The organism is Pseudomonas siliginis, assembly GCF_024072275.1.
Taxonomy (GTDB): Bacteria; Pseudomonadota; Gammaproteobacteria; order Pseudomonadales; family Pseudomonadaceae; genus Aquipseudomonas; species Aquipseudomonas siliginis.
Window position 1 is genome coordinate 2,900,567 of sequence record NZ_CP099598.1, and the last position, 21,724, is coordinate 2,922,290.

The following is a 21,724-nucleotide window of genomic DNA, read 5'->3' on the forward strand; positions in this document are numbered from 1 at the left end:
ACACACCGCTTTCGCGAGCAGGCTCGCTCCCACAGGTATTGTGAGCTTCCGCCGTTCAGAAGAAGACGATTTCATACGGCAAGCGCATCCGCTCCAGCAGCACCGGGGGCAGCAGCGGGGCGATGCCGATGGCCGGTTCGCCCTTGAGCTGGCTGGCGTAAGCGTGGGTGGCGTGGCTCTTGCGCGCTACCGTCCAGGTGTCGAGACGCAGCTTGCGCGCGCGTTCCCAGGGAATCATGCGCTGCTCGCGCTCCGGCCAGTGCCAGGCCCACACCGGCACATCGTGGTAGGTCGCCCCGGCCTTTTGCGCCGCGTCGAAACTGGCGCGGCCAACCACTTCATGATCCGGCGGGCCATCCTTGCGCCAGGTACTGAACACTACGTCGCCCGGTCGCAGATAACGGCCGATGAACTCGGCGAGCTGGCTTTGCTGATCACTCAGTGCGTTGTCGGTAAAGCCGCCGCGCACCCACTTCAGGCTGTGCATGGGCAGGCCGAGGCGGCGCAGGGCTTCGACGCTTTCCTGCGGGCGGAACACGCTCAGGCGTTGTTCCGACCATTGCCGCGAGCCGGGGTGGCTGGCGCTGCCGTCGGTAATGGAGAGCAATTGCAGGGGATGGCCAAGGCTGGAGAGCAATTGCAGCAAACCGCCGCAAGTGACCACTTCATCGCCCGGATGCGGGGCGATGACCACGGCGCGGGCGCCGGCGGGAACCAGGCTGTGGGTGTTGATGACGGGAATATTGTCGAGTTGCGGCGCGCTGTTCCAGATCTGTGCTGGCAGGCCGTGTTCGTTGATCAATGACGATTTCATGAGTGCGACGTCCTTGTGGTATCTCGCCCTCAGTCGTGAACAGCCAACGCTGATCGCGGCCCGTGAAGGCAAATGAATAGCAACTGTGCAGTGCTCCAACCCTTGGATTACTGCGAGGCAGAGTATTGCTCAAGACAGCCGATTCGTCGCGTCACAGATCAATCTGATCCGTATTTTTTTATTCCAGCTGTGCCAGATTGCGCAGAAAGTCACCGAATCCGCCCTTGGCCCGACTGTCGAGACGGGCGCTGGTGTGCACTTGCGGACGGTGGCTCCAGGCGATATTCGCACCGCTGCGCTCCAGCGCACGCACCAGTTGCACGTCCTCGTCACAGGTCAGCGGCTTGAAACCGCCGGCCAGGCGATAAGCCTCGGCGCTGACACCGAGGTTGGCGCCGTGAATGTGCCGATGGCCATCGCGGGCCTGATAATGGCGGTGATAGCGAATCTGCGCCGCTTCATCGATCGATTCGTGCCAGTGCTCGACGGTCACCGTGCCGCACACTGCGTCCGCCTCCAGTCCCAGTTGCGCCGCCAGCCAGTCATCGGCGACGCGGCTGTCGGCGTCGGTGCAGGCGATCCAGCGGGCACCGCGCTCGAGCAGCAGTCGCGCACCGGCGGCTCGGGCTTCGCCGACGTTGCGTGCATCGATCTGCAGGCTCAGCACCGGATAAGCGCTGACGATCTGCGCCGAGGCGTCGCTGCAACTGTCGAGCACCACCAGTATTTCCACCGGCTCGCCGGCCAGTTGCCCATGCTGGCTGGCCCGCAGGGCGGCGCGCAGGCATTCATCGAGCAGCGCTTCTTCGTTGTGCGCGGGAATCACGATACCGATCAACGCAAGCCCTCCAGTGCCGCCACCGAGCGTGGCTCGCGGCTCCACATTTCGAGAATGAAATCCGCTTCCTGATGCAGCACCAGACGCGGCAAAGCCAATTGATCGTGAATCTGATCGTGGACCTGTCGTGCATTCAACGGGCAGCCCTCGATCGGCGGGCGCCAGTGGCAGGCCAGCAATTGGCCGTCGGCGGTCAGTGACTCACTGATCCGGCGGATCATTTCTGTCAGATCTTTTTCGTCGAGGTAGTAGCCGATTTCGCTGAATACAATCAGGTCGAATTTTTCCTCCGGCCAGTCAGCCGGAAGGCGGCCCTGACGGACTTCGGCATGCTCGAACACGCTCAAGCGAGTACGCGCCAGCTTCACTGCCGCGCTCGCCGTGTCGCAGCACAACAGGCGGTCGCAGCGCGGAGCCAGTTCTGCACTCAGTTCGCCGTTGGCGCAACCCGGTTCGAACACCGACCTGTAGCGCGGACGCGGCAGGGCGGCGAGGGTGATCGCGCGTTTGCGCTGCTCGTACCAGCGCTGGCGGAACGCCCATGGGTCGTCATTGCCCGCGAACAGGCCGTCGAAATAGCGGTCATCGACGCTCACAGGAACACCACTTCAAAAGGTTGCAGCAAACGATCAAGCACATAGGGCGCAAGCACCGGCCCGAGCCCGACGTCGCGGTCGCCTTCCAACTGGCTGGCGAACGCGTGGGCCGCGTGGCGTTTGCGCGCGATGTGCGTGGGTGACAGAAGAATCTTGCGCGCGCGTTCCCATGGTACCGAGGCGTCTTCCGGGGTTGCCCAGTGCCAGGTCCAGACCGGAAGTTCATGGCAGGTCGCACCGACGCGTCGCGCCGCCTCGACACTGGCGCGGCCGACGGCCTCATGATCGCTGTGGCCGTCCTGGCGCCAGGTAGTGAAAACCACATCATTGGCGTGCAGATAACCGGCGATGAATTCGCTCAACCCGGTTTCCTGAGCCGCCACTTGGGTGTCGGTAAACCCGCCGCGCAGCCATTTCAGGCTGTGCATCGGTAAGCCGAGGCGGCGCAGAGCTTCGGCGGATTCCTGCGGTCGCACCACGCTCAAGCGTTCGACCGTCCAGCGTTGCGAGCCGGGGTGACTGGCGCTGCCATCGGTAACCGAGATCAATTGCAACGGCCGTCCGGCTGCCGCCAGCAACTGCATGATGCCGCCGCAACCGAGCACTTCGTCATCCGGATGCGGCGCGATGATCACCGCCCGCGAACCCAGCGGTACCAGGTCAAGAACGTCGATGGCGGGCAGTTCGGCCAGACGCCGCGAACCCTGCCATTGCTGCAGTGAAGTGCCCTGGCCGACGATCGGGTTGTCCTTCATAACGCCCAGACCTCGCAGGATTGACCGGCAATCCGCTGGCCCAGCGCAGCAAGGTCGCGCTCGGCGTGACTCTGGCGCAGAAACACCGGCAAGTCGGCACTCAGTCGCGCAAAATGCCGATCCTGACAAAACGGCCCGGCACCCAGCGCCCGCCCGACTTCACGCATGACCTGTTCGGCAGACTGTTCGACCACCGCGCGGGCGCGACGGGCCAGCAGTTCAGCGTCAGCCTCAGGCTGCGCATCGATTTGCAACGCGCTGAAGCGCAACACGTCGGCCGCTGCTTGCAGTGCTGTGTCAGTCGCACCGAGATGGGCGAGGGCGTGCGGTTCATCGCGTTGCGCGCAATGCTGACGCAGCCCTTCGGCAATCCGCCGTGAAGCGCCGTACCAGCAAGCCGCGATACCGATCCCGCCCTGCCAGAACCCCGGCCGTTGCAGGTAATCACCGGGGTTGCCAATGGCCTGCGCTTCGGCGTTTTCAAACAGCACTTCGACGCTGCCGGTGGCCGCCATGCCCACGGCTTGCCAGCCCTGATCGGTGATGGTCACGCCAGGTTGATCGAGTGCGACTGCAACCAATTGCTGCTGATCATCAGCGTCCCACGCAGTGAGCAAGGCGTGGCTGAGCACCGCAGCGCCAGAGCACCAGGCCTTGCGCCCGTTCAGCATCACCATATGCCCGGACGGCGTGACTTTCACCCGTGCCTGCGGCGGTTCGGCGGCCCACATGCCCCACGTGCTGCCCGGGGTTGGCGTACCGCCCAATTGCTCGATGATCGCCAGAGCGTCGGTATGGCCTTCATAGAGTTTGCACAGCCCAAGATCGTGTCCGCCCACCTCCGATAGACGCTGGAAGCGCTCCAGCGTGTGACCGCTGCCGGGCAACGGCAAGCGGTCGAGGCCGGCCTCGACCATTGCTCGCAGGCAACGGCCGAGGGCATTGGTGTCGGCGTAATCTGGCGGACGGCGAGCCAGATAATGTTGAAAGTCCATATCAATCTTCTTCGTCGCGTTGCAGTTCGAACAACAGCAACGAACGCCCGGTCACCGAATACTCGTGACCGAATTCGAAGCGTTCCTGGCCGCGAATCGACGGCTGATTGGTATCGATCATGCACGTCCAGAAGCCACCATCCGGTACTTCCGGCAGGGTGAAGTTGACGATGTCATGGTGTGCGTTGACCACCAGCAGCAGCGTCGCGTCGGCGCCTTTGCGACGGATGCCGGTTTCCTGCGCGCGACCGTCGAGCAGCATGCCGAGGCAGCGATTGTGCGCATCGTGCCAGTGCTCGGTGGTCATTTCGGTGGCGTCTGGTGCCAGCCAGGTCACGTCCTTGACGCCGATATCTTCGTTGTACTCGCCGACCAGGAAGCGTCCACGACGCAGGATCGGATAAGTCAGGCGCAGCTTGATCAGGCGTTTGACGAACTTGAGCAGGGCCTTGCCGTCCTCGCTCAGGTCCCAGTTCACCCAGCCAATCTCACTGTCCTGGCAATAGGCATTGTTGTTACCGTCCTGGGTGCGGGCGAACTCGTCACCGGCGACGATCATCGGCGTACCTTGGGCCAGCAGCAGAGTGGCGAAGAAATTGCGCATCTGCCGGTGGCGCAGAGCGTTGATTTCCGGATCGTCGGTCGGACCTTCGACGCCGTGGTTCCACGACAGGTTGTTGTTGCTGCCGTCCTGGTTGTTCTCGTCGTTGGCTTCGTTGTGCTTGTCGTTGTACGACACCAGATCGTTGAGGGTGAAACCGTCGTGGGCGGTGATGAAGTTCACCGACGAATACGGCCGGCGCCCGCGCTGGTTGAACATCTCGCCGGAAGCGGTCATGCGGCTGGCGAAATCGGCAAGCTGAGCGTCGTCACCTTTCCAGAACGCACGCACGGTGTCGCGGAACTTGTCGTTCCATTCGACCCAGCCCGGCGGAAAGTTGCCGACCTGATAACCGCCAGGGCCGCAGTCCCACGGCTCAGCGATCATTTTCACCTGACGCAGCACCGGGTCCTGACGGCAGGCGACGAGGAAGCTGTGGCGCTCGTCAAAACCATCGTGGTAGCGGCCAAGAATGGTTGCCAGGTCGAAACGGAAACCGTCGACGTGCATCTCACTGGCCCAGTAGCGCAGGGAGTCAGTGACCATTTGCAGCACGCACGGGTGACTCAAGTCCAGGGTGTTACCGGTGCCGGAGTCGTTGATGTAGTAGCGCTTGTCGTCGGGCATCAAGCGGTAGTAGGAGGCGTTGTCGATACCGCGCATCGACAGGGTCGGGCCTTGCTCGTTGCCTTCGGCGGTGTGGTTGTAGACCACGTCGAGAATGACTTCGAGATTGGCATCGTGCAGGTGCGCGACCATTTCCTTGAATTCGGCAATCTTGCCGCTGGCCAGATAACGCGGGTCCGGGGCGAAGAACGCGATGCTGTTATAGCCCCAATAGTTGGTCATGCCCTTTTGCAGCAGATGCTGATCGTTGACGAAGGCGTGAATCGGCAGCAGTTCGACGGAGGACACGCCGAGCTTGCGAATGTGCTCAAGCACGTCGTCGACCATCAAGCCGCCAAAGGTGCCGCGCAGGTTTTCCGGCACCGAAGGATGACGCATGCTGATGCCGCGCACGTGGGTTTCGTAAATGATGGTCTTGTCCCACGGCACGCTGACACGATGGTCGTTGCCCCAGGTGTGGGCCGGGTCGATAACCTTGCACTTGGGCACGAACGGCGCACTGTCACGCTCGTCGAAACTCAGGTCGGCGTCGGGGTGGCCGATGGTGTAGCCGAACAGCGCTTCCGACCATTTCAGCTCACCGACCAATTGTTTGGCGTAAGGGTCGATCAGCAGTTTGTTGTGGTTGAAACGGTGACCATTGGCCGGGTCATAGGGACCGTAGACGCGGTAGCCGTAAATCAGCCCCGGATGCGCATCCGGGAGGTAGCCGTGGTAGATCTCATCGGTGTATTCCGGCAGCTCGATGCGTTCGAGTTCGACTTCGCCGGCATCGTCGAAAATGCACAGCTCAACCTTGGTGGCGTTGGCGGAAAACAGAGCAAAGTTCACCCCCAGACCATCCCAGGTCGCACCCAGCGGGAAGGGCAGGCCTTCACGGATTCTCGACGGCTCGGCGTGCGCAGCGGGTTCGGCTTTCTTTGGACGGGTCATGATTGCTCCTGCAAAAAAACGGGACAGTTCAGGCAATGAGATTTCCTTGTGGGAGCGAGCCTGCTCGCGAAAGCGTCGGTACATTCGACGTTTTCACCAACTGACCTAGCGCTTTCGCGAGCAGGCTCGCTCCCACAGGGTGGTGTGTTTTGCCCCAAGAAGGGCTTTCTTCGGGGCGCAAGAACCCCTTGTGGCGAGCACGCTCGCCACACAGTCATTCAGTTCAAAAATGGATCGGATCAGTTCGCCGGAGGCTTCTTCGCGGCTCGCGGCTTTTTCTCGGCAGCCTTTTCGCCCGGCGGGACTACTTTGGCCGTGGCCGCCGGCTTGGCTTTCGCCGCTGGTTTGGCTTTGGCGGCAGCTGGAGTCTTGCCGTCGGTGCTTTTCGCTGCTGCGCCTGTAGTCTTGCCAGCCACTTTGCTGCCGGCCGCCTTGGGTGGCTTCTTGGGTGCCAGCGCTTCGGCCTCGGCCAGCTTGCGCGCCATTTCCCAATGACGTTCTTCGTGGCCTTCAGGTTTCCCTTCCGACTCCCAGATCTGATAGGCGAATTCGCGAATGCGTTTATCGTCGGTGCTCATCGCAATGCTCCTGAACTGAACTCATGCTTGTGTTAAGTGTTGGATAAAGAGATTGACCGGGACATCCCCCAGCGCTTCGCTGACATTCAGCTCCCTGTTTTGTGTGACTACGCTGCTTGCAAAAAGTCCCTTCAGGTTTGCATCCGAAGCGGCAGACGGTAAAACGACCCGCGTATCGCCCCAGCGCAGCGCATCGACCTGCGGGATGGCACTGTTTTCCAGCAACGTCGCGCAACGCACCGGCACTACGACAATGGCCCGCACGCCTTCGTGTTCACGCGCGAATGCCAAGACGTTGTGCGCCTGACTGCCCAGCACTTCCAATGGCTGGTAATCGCCACGGCGGAACAGCTCGCCGTGTTCCTTGCGCAGGTTCAACACCTCACTGATCAGCGCCTGTTTGATGCGCCCGTCACGCCAGTCCTTAAGCAGCTCGGTACCCGGCACGGATGCCTGCAACGCTTGCTCGCGTGCGGCGTAATCCACCGGGCGGCGGTTGTCCGGGTCTACCAGACTGAAGTCCCAGTACTCGTTGCCTTGGTACAGATCCGGCACACCCGGCACAGTCATGCGCAGCAAGGTTTGCGCCAGCCCGTTGAGCGCGCCGGCAGCGGCGATGCTGTTGACGGTCTTGCTCAGCGCGGCACGCAGCAACTCGCCTTCTTCACCGGTCAGCAGCTTCTCCGTGAAAGCCTGGGCCGCGTTTTCATAGGCTTCATTCGGCGCGCTCCAGCTGCTTTGCAGCTTGGCTTCGCGCAGGGCTTTCTGTTGCCACTGCCAGATGCGCTTGGCGTAATCGGCGAAACCGGCCTGGTCATCGTCCTGCAACTCCAGCGGCCAACTGCCGAGCAACGCCTGATAGAGGATCAGTTCGTCGCCGGCAGACGGCGCGTCATCTTCGATGCGCACGGGGCGGGCGAGGGCGCGCCACAGTTCGACCTGGTCGGCGTACCAATGGCTGCGCTCACTGAGTACGGCCAGCCGGGCGCGGGTGTCTTCGCCGCGCTTGTGGTCATGGGTGGCGGTCGCGAGCAGGTTGTCAGGAAACTCCGTCATACGCTGTTGATTGACTTCGTGGAACTCGCTGACCGGCGCGCTGAACTGCTCGGTGTTGTAACCGACATCATTGCGCGACAGCAGCACCGCCGAGCGATACAGCGCGGTATCTTCCACGGCTTTGGCAGCTGCCGGCGAAGTCAGTTGCTGGAAACGCACGCAGGCATGCTTGAGGATCTTGCGCGAGCGCCCCCGTGGCTTGCGTCGCCATGGCGTGCCGCCGAGCCAGCTGGCAACCGAGTCGAGCACGGGCCAGTCAGCTTCGCTGAGGGTCTGCCGCGCACCGTCCATGGCGTGCTGGAAAATCGCCTCGTCCTGTTCCGAGCGGCCCAAGGCGCTGATGTAGGTGCGGTAAACCGGGAAGTGCACGATCAACGCATGCAGCACGCGGCGAATCGCGCCCAAGGTCAGGTCGCGGGTCATCAAGTCATCCCGCGCGACTTGATGCAGCGCCTGCGCGACACTTTCGAAGTCGCTGGCCAGCGAACCGTTGAGAATCTGCTGACGGGCCAGTTGCGCTTCTTCCATGAACGCTGCCGGGCGCTCGGTGCGGCGCTGCCAGAGTTCGCCGAGGACATGTTCGCCATCCGGGTCGTGTTGCAGCAGCGACAGCTGATTCATGAACTCGTAACCGGTGGTGCCGTCGACGCTCCAGTCGCGGCGTAGGGTTTCGCCCTCGCCGAGGATCTTTTCGACATAGATGGGCAGATGACGTCCCGGTGCCAAGTGATCAAGGCGACGGCGCAATTTGCGGCAGTAGCCACGCGGGTCGGCAAGGCCGTCGATGTGGTCGATGCGCAGGCCGTCGACCAGACCTTCTTCAACCAATTGGAAGATCTTGCCGTGGGTTGCTTCGAACACTGCCGGGCGCTCCACGCGCAGACCGCCAAGCTCGTTGATGTCGAAGAAGCGCCGCCAGTTGATGTCGTCCGCAGCCGTGCGCCAGCTGGCGAGGCGATAGCTTTGCCGCTCGAGCAACTCGTGGAGCTTGTGGAAGCCCTCGTCGATGGTCGAATCGTATTGGGCGACATTGCTTTCGATGGTGGCCAGAACACGCGGATTGCTTGCCAGCTCGCGCAACTCCTGCTTCAGCGGGATCGCCAGCGAGTGAGCATCGGTCTGGTAACTGAGCGTACTGAAACGATCTGCCAGCGATTTCAGCGTGTCGTCGGACTTGAGCAGCTCGCCATAGTTGTTCGGGCAGATCGGGAAGTGGTGGTCGTAATGCTCGACGTAAAAAGTCCCGGTCTGCGCGTTGAATTTGAGCTTGAGTGTGCCTTCCTGCAACGCCACCCCGTAGTCACTGCCAAGAAACGGCAGCAGCAATTGGCCTTCCATCAACGGGTCCGGCGAGTGCCACTGAATGTCGAAGAATTCGCCATACGGACTCAGGCGTCCCCATTCGAGCAGGTCAAGCCACCACGGGTTGTCATTGCCGCCCACGGCCATGTGGTTGGAAACGATGTCGAGAATCAGCCCCATGTTGTGTTCACGCAGGGTGCTGACCAGTTGGCGCAATGCCGGCTCGCCGCCCAGCTCCGGATTGACCTGGGTCGGGTCGACCACGTCGTAGCCATGCATGGAACCGGCGCGCGCCGCCAGCAGTGGCGAGGCGTAGATATGGCTGATGCCGAGTCGGGCAAAGTACGGCACCAGTGGCACCGCTTGTTCGAGGGTAAAACCTTTATGAAATTGCAGGCGCAACGTGGCGCGCAGTGGCTGGATTTGCTGTTGATTCATTGGTCACGCTCAGAGGCTTGAAGGCGCGCGCAGGCCAGCAGTTCCAGGCGGCGGGCGGCATCGGGGCCGTCCAGCAACGCTTCGCTGGGACCGGGCAAACGTCGCGACCAGTTCGGATGTGAATCGGTGGTGCCAGGCAGATTCGGCTGTTCATCGATACCCAGGGCATCTTCCAGCGGCAGCAGCACCAGCGGCGCGCGGGTGTGGCCGAGGAAACGCACACTAGCATCGACCACTTGATCGGCTTCGTGGGACTCTTCGCGGAAGTTCTGTGGATCCTGACGCAGCGCATCGCGCAGGCCTTCGCGTTCACGCTCGCGATGCCGGCGCCAGTCGATTTCGCCGTTGGCATCGACCAGACCGAGGCGCGCGTTCCAGTCGATATCGCGGCCATGCCACCAGCCATTGAGTGTCGGCAGGTCATGGGTGCTGGTGGTGGCGAGCGCGTCATCCGGCCAGTCGAGAATCGGTTTGAAGCGGGTATTGTCCTGTTCGAACAACAGCACGCGCATGCCGAGAATCGAGCGCGCGGCGAGTTTTTCCCGCAGGCCTTCCGGCACGGTGCCGAGGTCTTCGCCGAGCACGATGGCTTGATGCCGATGCGACTCGAGGGCCAGCAGACGCAGCATGTCGTCGAACGGATAATACAGATAGGCGCCATCGGCCGGGGCGGCGCCGTTGGGAATCACCCACAGGCGTTGCAGGCCCATGACATGGTCGATGCGCAGGCCTCCGGCGTGGGCGAAGTTGGCGCGCAGCATCTCGATGAAGGCACGGAAACCGTTGCGGATCAGCCCTTCCGGCGAGAACGCGGAAATGCCCCAACCCTGGCCGCTGCGATTGAGGATGTCCGGCGGCGCGCCAACGGTCAGCGAGGCGAGCAATTCATCCTGGAAACTCCAGGCCTGACTGCCGGCACCGTCAGCACCGACGGCGAGGTCGGCGATCAGGCCAATGCCCATGCCGGCACTGCGCGCGGCAGATTGCACGCGCTCGAGGCAGCGATGGATCAGCCATTGGCAGAAGGCGAAATAACCGATGCGCTCGGCATATTCTTCGGCAAATGCGCCCAGCGCCGCGCCGCGCGGGTCGTGCCAGTGCTCCGGCCATTCGCGCCAGTCGAGGCTTTCGCCACGGGCGGCGCGCATTTCCTGAATCGCTTCGAAGCGACAATGGTTCTCCAGCGCTTCGCCACCGGCATGACGGAAACTGGCGAAGTCGGCGTGCAGCGGATGCTCGCCAGCGACGAAACCATCATATAAGGCTTGCAGCAGTTTCTGCTTGGCTTGGGCGGCGGCAGGCCAGTCGATCAGCTTGAGATTTTCCAACTGGTCGAACTGCGCGGCCAGGCCACTGGCATCGATTGCGTCACGCAATGCGCGCTCGCCGAGAATGCTGCCCGGCGCTGCGTACAGTGAATTGAGAAACAAGCGGCTGGACGGCGAATAAGGGCTGTAGCGGCCATTGTCTGAGCTGAACATCGCGTGCATCGGACTGATCGCCAGCGCATCGGCGCCGCGTTCACCCGCTACACGAACCAATTCCTCCAGCGCCTGGGTGTCGCCAAAACCACCGTCACCCGGACGGCGCAGCGAATACAGCTGGGCGCTCAGACCCCAGGCGCGCGGGATCGGACTATCGACCGCATCGCCAACGCTGAAACAACGCTCAGGCGCCACAGCGAGAGTGAAATACTGATCGCCGATGTGCACTTGCTGGTAACCGACCGGAATCAAGCCGGGCAACATGGCTTCGTTGTCCAGCTTGAGGTTCATCTGCGAGCCGTCTTCAAGATGAATCTCGCAGGGCGTCTCCGGTGTGAAGTAGCGACTCAGGTCGAGGGCAACGCCAACGTCGCAGGTCAGCAGGGGCGGCAGATGGCGGTCTTGCTGGACTTCTTGCAGTTGCAACAGGCTGGCATCGATTTCTTGCGCGGTGCTGGCGGGGTGGCCGAGTCCGATCAGGACATTGCGCAACACAGCGGGAGCGACTTTTTGCTGACGCCCGTTGGCGTCGATCCAGTCGACGGCAAGGCCGGCTCGACTGGCGAGTATTTCCAGTTGCGCATCGCTCATAGGCGCTCTCCATCCAGGGGGTGCAAAAGGGGTGCGGCCGTGAGGCTGACGAGCGCGGTGTACGCCGGCAGTTGGTTCGGGTCCGACAGTTCGATCGCGGCTGGCTGTTGAAACAGCCACTCGGTATCGGTCTGTGCAGGGTTGACCACTGGCGTGTCACTGAGGTTCAGGTCAATTCGCAGCTCACTGCCGTTGCCCAGCCGCCAGCGCGCGCTGACCGCTCCATAGCCGAGCATTTGCGCGCCCAGAGCCTGGGTCCCGGAGAGATGGGGAATGATGTACTGATGGCGCAACTTCAGCAGTTGCCGGTAGAGCTCATGGGTCTGCTGTTGCAATGGCGTGCCGCTCCCGGACAGTCGCGGCTGCGAAGCGTGGAAGGTGCTTTCGGCATTTGGATCAGGGATCTGTTCGCGCTTGTGCGGATCGGTAAAGGCACTGAATGCGGCGAACTCGTTGCGCCGACCTTCACGCACCAGTTCCGCCAGTTCACCGTGGTGGCTGGTGAAAAACAGGAAAGGTTGCTCGGCGGCAAACTCGTCGCCCATGAACATCAGCGGAATCATCGGCGACAGCAGCAACAACACCGTCGCCGCCTGCACCGCACGCGGGTCGGCAAGCTGATGCAGACGTTCGCCAAACGCGCGGTTGCCGATCTGGTCATGGTTCTGCAGGAACAACACGAAAGCGGTGGAGGGCAGATGTTCGCTCGGCTCGCCGCGAGGTTCGCCATGGCGAGTGATGTGGCCCTGGAACACGAAGCCCTGACTCAGGCAACGCACCAATTGCTCAGTGGGCTGCGCTGCATAGTCAGCGTAATAGGCGTCGGTTTCGCCGGTCAGCAGCACGTGCAACGCGTTATGACCGTCATCGTTCCATTGCGCGTCGTAATCGTTTTCCAGCAGGCTCGACTGGTTCAGCTCGTTTTCGACGGTCAGCCAGACGTGCCGGGTCGGGTCGATCTGCTGGCGAATGCGCCGGGCCAGATCGCTGAGGAAATCCGGGTCTTCAATTGCGTGCACCGCATCCAGACGCAGGCCGTCGAAACGGTATTCGAGCAGCCACATCAGTGCATTCTCAATGAAGAACTCGCGCACTTCCGGGCGGCGGAAATCGATCGCCGCGCCCCAAGGCGTGTGCTTGTCCTCGCGGAAAAAGCCCTTGGCGTAACGATGCAGATAGTTGCCGTCGGGGCCGAAGTGGTTGTAGACCACGTCGAGAATCACCGCCAGGCCATGACCGTGGGCACTGTCGATCAGGTGTTTGAGTTGTTCGGGGGTGCCGTAGGAGGCTTGAGGTGCATAGGGCAGCACCCCGTCGTAGCCCCAGTTGCGATCACCGGGAAATTGCGCCAGCGGCATCAGTTCGATCGCGGTAATGCCCAGCGCCACCAAGCGCGCCAGATGCTGTTCAACTTCGGCAAATCCACCGAGCGCACCGACGTGCATCTCGTAAATCACCGCTTCGCTCCACGGCCGACCATTCCAGGTCGTGTGCCGCCATTGATAGGCATGGGGGTCGACCACCACGCTGTGGCGGTCAACGTCACCATCCTGCGCTCTGGAGGCCGGGTCCGGCACCTCCAGTTCGCCATCGATGCAGTAACGGTAGCGACTGCCCGCCGGGCAATTGGCCTTGATTACAAACCAACCGTCGCCCTGGGGCAGCATGGGCAACGATTTTCCATCTTCCAGTTCCACACTGACGTAGAACGCGTCAGGCGCCCACAACGCAAATTGCGTGTGCTCGGCATCCAGCATGATCGCGCCGTGGGGCCAGGTTTCTTGGGTCCTTGACGGCATTTTCTGCAACTCCCTGGTTATTTGTGGCTGGCTTTACCCAACGCCTTGGCGACCAGTTGTTCGTAAAGTTCGGCGTACGGTTCAACCGCTTTGCTCCAGTTGAACGGTGCAGCCATGGCACGGCAGCGCATGGCGTTGAGCAGTTCCGGAAAGGCGAACACCTTGAACGCGCGGCTCAGGGCTTCCTTGTAGCTATCAACGGTGGACTCATCGAAGAGGAAACCGGTGACGCCGTTTTCAATGGTGTCGGCCAGGCCGCCGGTGTTGCGCGCGACCGGCAGCGAGCCGAAACGCTGGGCGTACATCTGGCTCAGGCCGCAAGGCTCGTAGCGCGACGGCATCAAGAGGAAATCGCTGCCGGCGAACATGCGTCGGGCATCGGTTTCGTTGAAGCCGATCCGCACGCCGATCTGGCCTGGGAAACGCAGGGCCAGTTCACGCATGGCTTGCTCTTCCTCCGGCTCGCCGCGACCGATGATCGCGATCTGACCACCGTTCTGCACGATGAACTCGGACACCGCTTCGGTGAGGTCGAGACCTTTCTGATAGACCAGGCGCGATACCACGGCGAACAGCGGGCCGGTGGAGTCATTCAGGCCGAACAGCTCACGGACATGGGCGGCGTTGACCGCTTTGCCTTCCCAGTCGCCGATGGCGAACGGGGCAAACAGGTGCGGGTCGGTCGCCGAATCCCAGCTCTCGTCGATGCCGTTCGGGATACCGCTGAGCAGGCCTTGCTGGGTCTTGGCGGCAAGGAAACCGTCGAGGCCGCAGCCGAAGTCCGGGGTGGTGATTTCTTGCGCATAAGTCGCGCTGACGGTGGTGATGTGGCTCGAATAGGCCATGCCGGCCTTGAGGAACGACATCTTGCCGTAGAACTCCATGCCTTCCTGTTGCAGGGCATGGGTGGGAATCCCCAGCTCCGGGCAGGAACCGAGGCTGGTCACGCCCTGGTAGGCAAGGTTGTGAATGGTGAACAGCGTTGGCGTGCGCTGCCCGCGCCAGTGCATGTAAGCGGGCGCGAGGCCAGCCGGCCAGTCATGGGCGTGCACCAGATCCGGGCGCCAGTGGATTTGCGCAAGGTTGGCGGCGATGTCGGCAGCAGCCAGGCCGAGACGGGCGAAGCGGATATGGTTGTCCGGCCAGTCGCGACCGTTGTTGGCGCCGTAAGGGCCACCCTCACGCTCGTAGAGTTCAGGGCAGATCAACACGTAGATCACCAGACCATCGGGCATGTCCATACGACCGATCTTGCAAGGTGGCAGCGCGGCGTGGCCACCCAGCTCGCCGATGATGTGAATCGGGTTTTCGCTGTGCACCACTTGCGGATACCCGGGAATCAACACCCGCACGTCATGCAGGTGGGCCATCGCCCGGGGCAGGGCGGCGGAGACATCACCGAGGCCACCGGTCTTGACCAGATCGGCGATCTCAGAGGTCACGAACAACACTTTTTTCTTGTTGGGATTCTGGCTTGCTACCGGAGCAAGCGTCTTGGTGCCGGGTACGTTGATCTGTCGGCTGCCGGGAACACTGATGGTGCTCGATTCTCCAAGCGACTGGTGAGCACGCTCTCCCTGAATATCCAATGCCGCACTGATCATATGTATCTCCCGTGTGTGATCTGATTCTTGTCTCGAACAAGCTGTTTCGTGGCCAAGTCCTGTGGCCGGGCGCAAAGGCGCCACGCATCGGTGAGCAAATGCTGACCCAACACGCGCAAGCAGAATGGGTGGTGAGGCCGTTGCAAGGATTACACCAGTCGCTTTCGCCCAGTTGTTCTGATGACCTGTGGCGTGAAGCAAAAGTTTCGACTTTTTTTCGTCGGTATGACTGAGTGGTTTGGCCACTGAAAAATCAGTCTAGGCCAGATCCTAGAGCGGGTCGGGGCAAATGGGTAAATTGTTCGACAATCGGTTGTGTCGGGATGTAAGCGAGGGTTCAGGAGGGAAAACGCTCCGACGAAGGGCATGTTTTTCGGTCGGAGTGGGCCAAAACAGTGACTGGGCAGTCACGGTTTTGTGCTAGGGGATGGGCGAGTTGCACCGTTGTGGTGCGAGCGTATTGCAGAGTGGAATCTGAGATGACCTCTTCGCGAGCAGGCTCGCTCCCACATTGGACCGCGTACAACCTGTGGGAGCGAGGCTGCTCGCGAAGAGGGCGGTTGAAGCAAATGAAGTTTAAAGTGATGGACTCAGTTCAACAGACGCACCGGCTCCCCAGCTGCCCAACCCTGAATATCCTCGATCATCTGCCGGAAGAACTGCTCGTAATTCTGCCGACTGACATACCCCACATGCGGCGTGGCGAGGACATTGTCCAGCGTGCGAAACGGGTGCAGGGCCGGCAACGGCTCTTGCTCGAATACGTCCAGCGCTGCTCCGGCAATGCGCCGTTTCTGTAGCGCCTTGATCAACGCGGTTTCATCGACGATCGGCCCGCGTGCGGCGTTGACCAGCAATGCGGTCGGTTTCATCCAGTCCAGCGCCTGGGCATCGACCAGACCGCGACTGCGTTCGCTGAGCACCAGATGCACGGACAGCACGTCGGCCTGCTCGAACAGTTGCTGCTTGCTGACGTACGTCACGCCGGCCTGTTCAGCGCGTTCGGCGGTGAGGTTTTCGCTCCAGGCGATCACCCGCATGCCGAACACCTGACCGAATTGCGCGACCCGCTGGCCGATGCTGCCCAAACCGAGAATACCCAGCGTCTTGCCGTGCAGATCGCCGCCGAGGCCCTGCTGCCACTGGCCGGCCCGCAGGGCATTGGCTTCCTTCACCAGATCACGGGTGGCCGCCATGATCAGCGCCCAGGTGAGTTCCGGCGCGGCGTGTTTGTAGCTATCGGTGCCGCAGACCTTGATGCCCAGCGCTGCTGCGGCCGACATGTCCAGCGCGGCATTGCGCATGCCGCCGGTGGCCAGCAACTTCAGATTGGGCAAGCGCCCGAGCAAATCGGCGTCGAAGCGCGTGCGTTCGCGCATGACGCAGATCACCTCGTACTTGCCAAGGCGCTCGGCCAGTGTGGCGTTGTCGGCCGGGTAATCATGCACAAAGGTCACTTCACCGATGCTCTCCAGCACGGACCAGTCGACCACGTCGCGGGCCACGTCTTGCCAGTCATCGATCACTGCAATCTGCACCGTCATCGGCTTGCCTCATCAAGGAGCGGAAGGAGTCTTGCCCAGCCAGCCAAGCAGCGTCTGATGGAATTTCTCCGGTTCTTCCATTTGCGGCGCATGACCCATGCCCGGGAATTCAATCAGCGTCGACTGCGGAATCAGCTTGGCGACCTGTTTGCCAAGCACCTCGTAATGACCGATTTTGGCTTTCACTTCCGGCGGCGCGAGGTCCTTGCCGATGGCGGTGGTGTCGGAGGTGCCGATCAGCAACAGGGTCGGCATCTTCAGGTCTTTGAACTCGTAGTACACCGGCTGGGTGAAGATCATGTCGTAGATCAGCGCCGAGTTCCACGCGACCTGGGTCTTGCCCGGACCGTTGCTCAGGCCGGCGAGCATGTCGACCCAACGATCGAATTCCGGCTTCCAGCGGCCGTCGTAATAGGTGGTGCGCTCATAGTCGCGAATGCCCTTGGCCGTGACCTTCAACTCACGCTGATACCATTGATCAACGGTGCGATACGGAACGCCGAGGGCTTTCCAGTCTTCCAGACCGATCGGGTTGACCATTGCCAGTTGATCGACCTGCTCAGGGAACAGCAGCGCATAACGGGTAGCGAGCATGCCGCCGGTGGAGTGGCCGAGCAGGGTGGCTTTCTGAATGCCCAAGGCCTTGAGCAATTGCTGGGTGTTGGTCGCCAGTTGCTGGAAGCTGTACTGATAATGCTCAGGTTTGCTGGATGTACAGAAACCGATCTGATCCGGCGCAATCACGCGGTAGCCGGCGTCGCTCAGGGCTTTGATCGAACTGTCCCAGGTCGCTGCGCAGAAATTCTTGCCGTGCATCAGCACCACGGTGCGGCCGTTGGCCTTGCCATTGGCGGCGACGTCCATATAACCCATTTGCAGTTTCTGGCCCTGGGATTCGAAGGCGAAGTGTTTAAGCGTGTAGGGGTATTGGAAGCCTTGCAGCTCCGGGCCGTAGGCAGGCCCTTCGGCGGGGGCGGTTTCAGTGGCTGCGTGCGCCATTAATGGCAAGGCAGCGCTGAGGACGAGGCCGGGCAGCCAGCGGGAAAGCGTGACGGACATAAGCACAAACTCCTTGAAAATTGGCCGACTCTGGAAGGTCGGGATTACGCCGACGTTAAACAAAGGCAATCACACTGAGGGTTGGTTCAACCTAGCCAGCCAAGTGTCAGCAAGGCCAGCACGCCATAGCGCGCGCCTTTGGCCAGCGTCACGATCAACAGAAAGCGCCCGAGCGGTTCGCGCATGACGCCTGCTATCAAGGTCAGCGGATCGCCGATCACCGGCAGCCAACTGAGCAGCAGCGACCAATGTCCATAACGCTCGTAGTGCTTGCGCGCCTTGGCCATGTGTCGAGGAGTGACCGGGAACCAGCGTCGATCCTGAAACCGCTCGATGCCACGGCCCAGCCACCAGTTGACCAGCGAGCCGAGTACGTTGCCCAGCGTCGCCACTGCGAGCAAACCCCACAGCCAGTAACGCTCGCTGACGATCAAACCGACCAGCAGCGCCTCTGATTGCAATGGCAACAACGTTGCCGCACCGAACGCAGCAAAGAACAGGCCGAAGTAAGCCGCACCCATTAACGGGCCGGGTAGTCCGCCACCACCACGTCGGCGCCGTCCTTCTTCAGACCGATCACTTGGTACGCATCGCTCATGCCGTCCATTTCCATGCCCGGCGAGCCCATCGGCATGCCTGGCGCTGCCACACCCAGCAGATCGTCGCGCTTGCTCAACGCAAGCACCTGATCGGCCGGCACATGACCTTCAACGAATTTGCCATTGATGATCGCCGTGTGGCAGGACGCCAGACGCGGTGGTACGCCGTGCTGCTGTTTGAAGCTGCTCATGTCGCTTTCGACGTGATCTTCGACTTTGAAGCCTTTGGCTTCGAGATGGCTGATCCACTTTTTGCAGCAGCCGCAGTTGGCATCGCGGTGCACTTCGATCGGGATCAGTTCGGCGGCTTGCGCCAGGGAGGAGATGAACAGGGCGCTCAGGGCGAGCAGACGCAGTTGGCTTCGCATGGGAATGGGCTCTCGACTCGGTGAAGGTCAGCAAGAACGCATTTTGACCGGTTTTTCCATCCCGGCATCAACTGAGTGTTTCCAGTTGCTACAAAACACCCGAACCAGTTTAGGAGTGAGCCTGCTCGCGATTGCGGTTGACCAGCCGCAGATACAGTGACTGAAAAATCGCTTTCGCGAGCAGGCTCGCTCCCACAGGGGATTGGCGTAAAGGCCGAAATCCCCGTGGTCGCGGTTGGCTTAACTGACCTTGAACCGCCCCATGATCGCGCTCACGCGGCTGTTGGCTTCGAGCAATTGGCGGGTATTGAGCTCGCTGGCCTGGCCGCTCTGCACCAGTTCATCGACCATGTGGCGAATCTGCACCATGCTGCGGTTGATCTCTTCGGTCACTGCGCTTTGCTGTTCGGCGGCGGTGGCGATCTGCGTGCTGAGGCTGTTGATGTGGCTGACCGAACCGGCCATTTCGTCCAGCCCCGAGTTGACTCGGGCGGTGGCGTCAGCAGCGGACTGGCAACTGGCCTGGGTGTTTTCCATGGCGCTGACCGAGGAACTCACGCCTTGGGTCAGACGGGTCAACATTTCGTTGATTTCCGAGGTACTGGCCTGAGTGCGGGCGGCGAGGGCGCGGACTTCATCCGCCACCACCGCAAAGCCGCGCCCCTGTTCACCGGCCCGGGCCGCTTCAATCGCGGCGTTGAGGGCGAGCAGGTTGGTCTGGCCGGCAATCGCGCCGATGACGCCGAGGATTTCGGTGATGCGCTGGGCGTCCTGCTGCATGTTTTCAACTTTGTGTGTAGCGCTGGCCACTTCGTCGATCAGCGCGACCACGCTGTTGGTCGCTTCCCCGACCACAACGCGCGAGCGGTCTGCGTTCTCATTGGCACGCTGGGTGAATGCAGCGGTTTCAGCGGCGTTTTGCGCGACGCTTTCAGCAGTCGAGCTCATTTCGTTGATGGCGGTGACGGTCTGATCGGTTTCCGAAGCGTGACGCAGCAGAATCTGGCCGGTATGTGCCGAGGTGCGCTGCAGGTTGTCGAGGCTGGAAGCCATGGCGCCGGTGGCCTGGGTGACTTCGCCGATCATGTTCTGCAGATAGGCGATGAAGGTGTTGACCGAGTGACCGATGGCGCCCAGTTCGTCTTCGGCGCGAATGGTGATGCGGCGGGTCAGGTCGGCGTCACCGCTGGACAGCGAATCAATGTTGGCCTTCAGCGCTTTCATGCGCAGCACCAGTTTGCGAATCGCGTAAACCTGCAACAGCACCAGCAGGATCACCAGCGGAATCTGGATCAGGCTGAGGCTATGGAGCACGTCATCGCGCTGGGCAGTGAGCATCTTGGTCGGCAGGGCGGTGGCGAGGAACCACGGTGTGCCCTCGATAGGGCGCATGAAGAAGGTGGCATCTTCACCGTTGTTATCGAACTCGACGCGTTGCGCTGTATCGCGATTCTGCAGGCCGGTCTTGATCTGATTGACGAAGGTCGAGCTGGCCGCCAGTTCGCTGATGTTTTTCAGCACGATCGGGCCGCTGATGCGCGAGCTGTTGCTGATGATCTTGCCGTCCGCCTCGACGATGAGCATTTCGGCGTTGAGGTCCTTTTCCTTGCGCGCCACCAAATCGTTGAAGAAGCCCAGGGTCACGTCGATGGTCGAAACGCCCCAGGCGCTGCCGTTCTTGTAGATCGCCATGGCACAGTTGGTGCGCGGCTCGGCGCTGGCGTCGTCCTTATAGGCAGCGGCCCACGCGCACTGGCCGCGCGGAGTGGCCATGCCGCCCTTGTGCCAGCTCTGGTCGTAATAGTTGGGCGCCGCATCGCTGTTCCAGAACGTGTTGACCTTGAGTTGGCCAGAGGCGTCACGGTGCCAGAAAGTGCTGAATTTGTTGCGCCCGGCTTCACGCTGGCCCGGTAACGGCCAGATGCCGCCGCCGAAGACTTTCAGCTCGCCATACTGATCCACCAGCCCTGGCAACACCGTGTCGATGGCGGCGCTGTCGAGCAGCGGGATGGTCTGGGTGATGCTGCGTTGCTGCGCCTGGACCTTGTTCAGTTCGCCCTGAATCTGCACGGCGACTTCGGCGATGCGGTTGAGCACGACCTTCTCTTCGGTATCGCGCAGGGTCGGTGCCACCAGTTGGCTGATGCCGACCACGGTCAGCACGGACAACAGCAGGATGAACAGAATCAGAAACAGCGTGTAGCGAGCCTGAATAGTGCGCAGTGCGGGCATGGAACTGATCCTTGAGCGGCTTTTTTGTTGGAGGGCAGGAATAAAACAGGGCGGGTATCACAGCGTATCGTCGTTGCGGGCCGAAGCTTTAGGTGCTCGCGCGCCGAAACAACGCTGGGCGATGACCGGTTGATATCGGGATGGGTACAAATCCCCGGATCGCCACGTTTGTTACATCAAGATGACGGCTCTGAACCAATGTTTACGGGATGCAGGCTTGTGTCGCGAATGTACGAGATTTGTAAAAAAGCGCACAAAAGACTTGGTGCGATCAGGCGCATCGGCCGATACTCGCGCCCATTCAATTGGTTGGAACAAGGACATTTCATGCTCATCGCAAAAGGAATCCTCGCATGACGATCGGCTATACCGGCGCCTGGGAAAGCAAGGCAGGCGTAATGGTCCGTGATACCGGCGCGAAAAAGCAGGTTTCGCAGAGCGTCAAAGTGCAGCAGATGCTGACGCTGGTCGGCAACGATCCGAATGCGCTGAATGTGGCGGAGATGGACAAACAGGGTTTGCGCAAGCAGATCAAGGGCTTCGACCCGGCCAACGTTTCCGTCAAGCAGTTGGGCAACCTCAGCGAATTCCTGCGCGGGCGCGGCCTGATTTCCGAGATCACCTCGATCACTTTGCTCAATGCCGGCGACAAATTCGACCGCTTCGGCGTGCAGAAAGACCCGGAGGCGAAGTTCAACGCGCTGGAATATTTCGCCACTCAGCTCGATGCCATCCAGACCAACAGTCTCAATGGCAATTACTACGGCAAGAGCCTGATCCCCGAATTCAAGAAAGCCATTTACGTCCTGCAGAATCTCAAGACCTATGGCGAAGGCAATGCGGCAGTTCCGTCCGACAAAGGCCTGAAGGCAAAGGCGTAACGTCTGCTGATGATGCCCGCTCATCCGTGT

16 protein-coding genes and 2 pseudogenes are annotated in these 21,724 nt (G+C 61.4%); 1 reads left to right on the top strand and 17 read right to left on the bottom strand.

The genetic code is table 11. The features are described from left to right. Positions 1 to 55: 55 nt before the first annotated feature. The 17 genes and pseudogenes from NF676_RS13490 to NF676_RS27745 all read right to left on the bottom strand — a co-directional run. A complete protein-coding gene (locus NF676_RS13490) occupies positions 56 to 814 on the bottom strand; it encodes a PIG-L deacetylase family protein (protein ID WP_252887903.1) in 759 nt (252 codons plus the stop codon). A 178-nt stretch (positions 815 to 992) separates the two neighbouring features. After that, positions 993 to 1,652, bottom strand: coding sequence for a glycosyltransferase family 2 protein (locus tag NF676_RS13495; RefSeq protein ID WP_095179947.1), 660 nt, complete (start codon positions 1,650 to 1,652; stop codon positions 993 to 995). After that, entirely contained in the window at positions 1,649 to 2,248 is a 600-nt protein-coding gene (locus NF676_RS13500) for a class I SAM-dependent DNA methyltransferase (protein WP_252887904.1), read from the bottom strand. The genes NF676_RS13495 and NF676_RS13500 overlap by 4 nt, the downstream gene beginning before the upstream one ends. Continuing rightward, entirely contained in the window at positions 2,245 to 3,003 is a 759-nt protein-coding gene (locus tag NF676_RS13505) for a PIG-L deacetylase family protein (protein WP_150635385.1), read from the bottom strand. Before NF676_RS13505 ends, NF676_RS13500 begins: the two co-directional genes overlap by 4 nt. Further along, on the bottom strand, positions 3,000 to 3,998 hold the full coding sequence (locus tag NF676_RS13510) for an acyl-CoA dehydrogenase family protein (RefSeq protein WP_150635384.1): 999 nt from the start codon (positions 3,996 to 3,998) through the stop codon (positions 3,000 to 3,002). The genes NF676_RS13505 and NF676_RS13510 overlap by 4 nt, the downstream gene beginning before the upstream one ends. Before the next feature lies 1 nt (position 3,999). Then, a complete protein-coding gene (gene glgX, locus NF676_RS13515; protein ID WP_041480983.1) occupies positions 4,000 to 6,159 on the bottom strand; it encodes a glycogen debranching protein GlgX in 2,160 nt (719 codons plus the stop codon). A 239-nt stretch (positions 6,160 to 6,398) separates the two neighbouring features. Beyond that, positions 6,399 to 6,737: a DUF2934 domain-containing protein gene (locus NF676_RS13520; RefSeq protein ID WP_056785823.1), complete on the bottom strand. Its 339-nt coding sequence runs from the start codon at positions 6,735 to 6,737 to the stop codon at positions 6,399 to 6,401. A 21-nt stretch (positions 6,738 to 6,758) separates the two neighbouring features. Beyond that, positions 6,759 to 9,533 (bottom strand): malto-oligosyltrehalose synthase, encoded by a 2,775-nt coding sequence (locus NF676_RS13525; RefSeq protein ID WP_252887905.1) that lies wholly within the window; start codon positions 9,531 to 9,533, stop codon positions 6,759 to 6,761. Further along, on the bottom strand, positions 9,530 to 11,608 hold the full coding sequence (gene malQ, locus NF676_RS13530; protein WP_095179954.1) for a 4-alpha-glucanotransferase: 2,079 nt from the start codon (positions 11,606 to 11,608) through the stop codon (positions 9,530 to 9,532). Before malQ ends, NF676_RS13525 begins: the two co-directional genes overlap by 4 nt. Continuing rightward, entirely contained in the window at positions 11,605 to 13,407 is a 1,803-nt protein-coding gene (treZ, locus tag NF676_RS13535; protein WP_252887906.1) for a malto-oligosyltrehalose trehalohydrolase, read from the bottom strand. Before treZ ends, malQ begins: the two co-directional genes overlap by 4 nt. 17 nt (positions 13,408 to 13,424) lie before the next feature. Next, the gene (gene glgA / locus NF676_RS13540; RefSeq protein WP_016774645.1) at positions 13,425 to 15,011 is read right to left on the bottom strand and encodes a glycogen synthase GlgA; all 1,587 of its coding nucleotides are present in this window, start codon (positions 15,009 to 15,011) and stop codon (positions 13,425 to 13,427) included. 590 nt (positions 15,012 to 15,601) lie between these two features. Then, entirely contained in the window at positions 15,602 to 16,555 is a 954-nt protein-coding gene (locus NF676_RS13545) for a D-2-hydroxyacid dehydrogenase family protein (protein ID WP_252887907.1), read from the bottom strand. Between the two features lie 12 nt (positions 16,556 to 16,567). Next, positions 16,568 to 17,614, bottom strand: a complete 1,047-nt coding sequence (locus NF676_RS13550; RefSeq protein WP_252887908.1) for an alpha/beta fold hydrolase — start codon at positions 17,612 to 17,614, stop codon at positions 16,568 to 16,570. Positions 17,615 to 17,700: 86 nt separating this feature from the next. Next, positions 17,701 to 18,135, bottom strand: coding sequence for a YqaA family protein (locus NF676_RS13555; RefSeq protein ID WP_252883779.1), 435 nt, complete (start codon positions 18,133 to 18,135; stop codon positions 17,701 to 17,703). After that, positions 18,135 to 18,581: a DUF411 domain-containing protein gene (locus tag NF676_RS13560; RefSeq protein WP_252887909.1), complete on the bottom strand. Its 447-nt coding sequence runs from the start codon at positions 18,579 to 18,581 to the stop codon at positions 18,135 to 18,137. The genes NF676_RS13555 and NF676_RS13560 overlap by 1 nt, the downstream gene beginning before the upstream one ends. Before the next feature lie 240 nt (positions 18,582 to 18,821). After that, positions 18,822 to 19,349 (bottom strand): annotated as a pseudogene (locus tag NF676_RS27740) (methyl-accepting chemotaxis protein); the annotation flags it as partial. A gap of 381 nt (positions 19,350 to 19,730) precedes the next feature. Then, positions 19,731 to 20,813: pseudogene (locus NF676_RS27745) on the bottom strand (cache domain-containing protein); the annotation flags it as partial. A 353-nt stretch (positions 20,814 to 21,166) separates the two neighbouring features. On the opposite strand from NF676_RS27745, the gene NF676_RS13570 reads away from it, so the two are divergent. Then, on the top strand, positions 21,167 to 21,694 hold the full coding sequence (locus tag NF676_RS13570) for a hypothetical protein (RefSeq protein WP_024012886.1): 528 nt from the start codon (positions 21,167 to 21,169) through the stop codon (positions 21,692 to 21,694). Positions 21,695 to 21,724: the final 30 nt, after the last annotated feature.